This window comes from Streptomyces sp. MB09-02B, from assembly GCF_033794485.1.
Taxonomy (GTDB): domain Bacteria; phylum Actinomycetota; class Actinomycetes; order Streptomycetales; family Streptomycetaceae; genus Streptomyces.
In genome coordinates this window covers 1-3,473 of record NZ_JARGEE010000644.1, presented here as the reverse complement: position 1 = coordinate 3,473, position 3,473 = coordinate 1, and the positions used below count along the sequence as shown (strand labels likewise).

Sequence of the window (3,473 nt, the reverse complement as noted above, 5' to 3'; positions counted from 1 at the left end):
CCGGGATAGCGGTGGCCGTGGCCGCCGCGGTGCTGGCCAGCATCGGGGTGGGGGTGTACGCGCTGACCAGCAACGGCGGTGGCAGCGAGGGCAGTACCACCTCCCAGGGTTCCGGCGGTCAGGACGGCGGGCGCGGTGGCGACGGCGGCCGGGGCGGGCCGGGTGGCAACTCCGGCGGGCAGGGCGGTTCCGGGGGCTCGGGCGGCTCCGGTGGTCAGACGCCGGCGCCGGACGGGTCGGGGCAGCCGCCGCAGGAGGAGGGGTACGCCACCGACACGACCAGCGGCATCAGCATCCCCGTACCCGAGGGCTGGGTCACCTCACCGCTGCAGGTCGGCGCGCAGGTGACGACCGAGGCGTCGTACGAGTGTCCGGCCGACCCCACGAAGACCTGCACACGCGGCGGCGCCTACTCGACACCCGCCGAGCTGCTGAAGCTGAAGGCCACGACGGCAGAGGCGGCCGCCAAGGAGGACATCGCGCAGGCCGCCGAGGACGCCTACGGCAGCGAGGGCTACGGGAAGATCACCTCGCACGAGGAGCTGGCCTCCGAAGCGGTGACCGTGGCCGGCGAGAAGGGCTACTACGTCCGCTGGAAGGTGGTCACGGGCAAGGGTGACGACGGCTATGTCGAGTCGCTCGCCTTCCCGTCCCCCGCCGACTCCTCGCGGCTCGTCGTGGTCCGTTTCGGCATCGACGTGAGCGACAAGGCACCCAAGCAGTCGGTCATCGACGAGATCACCAAGGGCATCAAGGAGGCGGCGATCAGCGGGGGCGGCAGCGGCCAGGACGTGTGAGCCTTCGCACTCCGTCCGGCGCCCGGAACAGCCGGCCCACCGGCACCTCGGGCGACCACTGGCACCACCGGGCGGTCCACGGGCATCACCGGGCGGCACGTCGACGCGGTCTGCAGGCCCGTCGGCCCGGTTGCCGGCCCGGAACGTCGGCCCGGAAAGTCGGCCGGGTGGGATTCCTCTCCGCTCCAGAGGAATCCCACCCGGCCGGGGTTACGCGCCGCCCCCGTCCCCACGGTGCGGCGCGATCAGGTCGTCGTCCGGATCGATCCACGGACGGCGGCCTGAGCCTTATCCGAGGCCGAGCGTGGGGAGCACGGCCGCCTCCATGAACTTGATGATGTACGTCTCGTCCGCGTCCCGGCCCTCCAGGACCGGCCGGGCCCGCAGGACACCGAAGATCTGCGCCGGGACGAACTCCAGCGCCGGGTGGTCCGCTGGGACCTCGCCCCGCGCCACCCCGCGGGCGATCATCGCCCGGAGCGCGTCGATCTCCGGCTCCACCAGCGCGTCGCGCAGGGCCGCCTTCAGCTCCTCGTCCTGCACGACAGCATGGCCGAGGGCCTGCAACAGCCGCCCCTCCAGAACGTAGCCCTCCCCGGCGTGCCGGGCCACCTCGCGCAGGTCACCGGCGAGGGTGCCGGTGTCGATCCCCGCGAAGCGGACACTGCGGCGCGCGCGCAGCGCTGCCGCCACGAACTGCGGTTTCGTCCGCCACTGCCGGTAGAGCGTCGACTTGCTGCACCGGGTGCTCGCGGCGACGCCCTCCATGGTCACCGAGTCGTAACCGCACTCACGGATCTGTTCGAGCACAGCGTCGAAGAACTCCTGCTCGCGCTCGGGCGTGAGCTTGGAGCGGCGCGAGGCGACGGCCGTCTCCGGCCCGTCCGCTGCCTGCGACGTCATGACTCGTGTCTCCTTCGGTCGTCCCCTGCCGAAAGGCCTGTCGATACGCCACTGTACCGGAACGGCTTCGTATCGGTACAGTGCCGTATCGATACCTCCTCGTTTCGGTACAGTGGCGTATCGGTACACTCTCGTATCGGTACCTGAACGTATCGGTACTACGACGTATCGATCGTCGTGCCGCCAAGGGAACCAGCGCCACCAGCGCCGTCAGTGAAAGGGCCGGGGGATGGAATGCCGTACCGCGCCTGCGGAAGAGCCGGCCGCCGCCATACCGCGGCCGCCCCTCGTCCGTGAGTTCCTGCTCGTCGCAGGGCTCTTCCTCGTCTACAAGTTCGGGCGGCTGCTGGCCAACGGCCACACCGCCGAGGCCTACCGCAACGCCCACGACGTGTGGGGCTGGGAGCGCGCCCTGGGGCTGCCGGGCGAGGGCTCCGTGCAGTCCGCGCTGCTGCACGGCGACACGCTGGTCCACATCGCGAACGCCTACTACGCGACCGTCCACTTCCCCGCCACCGCGGCCTTCCTGGTCTGGCTGTTCCTGCGGCGCCCCGGGCACTACGTCTGGGCGCGCCGGGTGCTCGCCGCGCTCACCGCCGCCGCGCTGCTGCTGCACCTCGCGTTCCCGCTGGCCCCGCCGCGGATGCTGGACGGCGCGCACCTTCTCGACACCGGACAGGTGTACGGGCCGACGGTCTACTCGGCGACGCCGGCGACCGACTCTCTGGCGAACCAGTTCGCGGCGATGCCCTCGCTGCACTTCGGCTGGGCCCTGATGGTCGCGGTCGGCCTGATCGCCGCGACCCGCTCCCGCCTGCGCTGGCTGTGGCTGCTGCATCCGCTGGTGACCCTGGTGGTGATCGTCGGCACCGCGAACCACTACTGGCTGGACGCGATCGTGGCCGGAGCCCTGCTGGCCGTCGTCCTCGCTGTGCTCCAGCTCCCGCACCGGACGGCCACGACGGCCGGGCAGCGCTCCGGGGCCCTCGTGCCCGCCGAGGAGCCGGTCCTGGTGGGAGCGGGACGATGAACGCCACCCTCGTCGCCGTGGCCCTCTCCCTGGTCTCCGCCGTCGCCTACGCGGCCGCCGCCGTGGCCCAGGAGCGGCTCGCCTCGCGCAGCACCGACCCGGGCGTACGGCGGATGCTCGCCAGCGGTGCCTGGTGGAGTTCGGTCGCGCTCAACGCGGGCGCCGCGCTGCTGCATGTCGTCGCCCTCAAGTACGGTCCCCTCACGGTCGTGCAGCCCCTGGGCGCGCTCACGCTCGTGGCCGCGGTGCCGCTGGGTGCGCGGGTGGCCGGGCGACGGGTCACCGCGACGGAGTGGCGGGGTACCGCGCTCACGCTCGCCGGCCTCGCCGCGATCCTGATCGTCGCGTCCGGGCCCGCCCCGGACGACGTGCTGAGTCTGCCGGAGGCCGTCGCCGTGGCGGGCGCGACCGTCGCCCTGGTCGGTCTGCTCTCCCGGCCCGGCGCCAAGCCCGGACTGCGTCACGCCGGTGCCTCCGGCATGGCCTCGGGTGTCGCCTCCGCACTCACCCAGACCGTCACGGTCGCCGCGACGGACCGCTCGGGTTCCCTCCTGGACGTGGAGGTCGTCGTGGTGGCCCTGCTGGTCGCCGCGTTCGCCGTGGGCGGGCTGCTGCTCTCCCAGACGGCGTACCGAGGGGGCCTGGGCGCGCCGCTCGCGGTCGTGACCCTGTCGAACCCGCTGACCGCCGCCGTCATCGGCCTCTCCCTCCTCGGGGAGGGCCTGCGGGGTGGTGTGGCTGTC

General features: G+C 72.8%; 4 protein-coding genes. 3 read left to right on the top strand and 1 reads right to left on the bottom strand.

Features of this window, described 5'->3' with window-relative positions:
• Positions 1–797: hypothetical protein (locus P1P70_RS42195; protein WP_319247438.1), on the top strand; the 797-nt coding region annotated here is incomplete at its 5' end.
• Between the two features lie 288 nt (positions 798–1,085).
• Here P1P70_RS42195 and P1P70_RS42190 read toward each other — a convergent pair.
• Positions 1,086–1,700 (bottom strand): TetR/AcrR family transcriptional regulator, encoded by a 615-nt coding sequence (locus P1P70_RS42190; RefSeq protein WP_319247436.1) that lies wholly within the window; start codon positions 1,698–1,700, stop codon positions 1,086–1,088.
• A 229-nt stretch (positions 1,701–1,929) separates the two neighbouring features.
• Here P1P70_RS42190 and P1P70_RS42185 point away from each other — a divergent pair, with 229 nt between their 5' ends.
• Both P1P70_RS42185 and P1P70_RS42180 read left to right on the top strand, forming a co-directional pair.
• On the top strand, positions 1,930–2,730 hold the full coding sequence (locus P1P70_RS42185) for a phosphatase PAP2 family protein (protein WP_319247433.1): 801 nt from the start codon (positions 1,930–1,932) through the stop codon (positions 2,728–2,730).
• Positions 2,727–3,473: DMT family transporter (locus tag P1P70_RS42180; RefSeq protein WP_319247432.1), on the top strand; the 747-nt coding region annotated here is incomplete at its 3' end. The genes P1P70_RS42185 and P1P70_RS42180, both read left to right, overlap by 4 nt.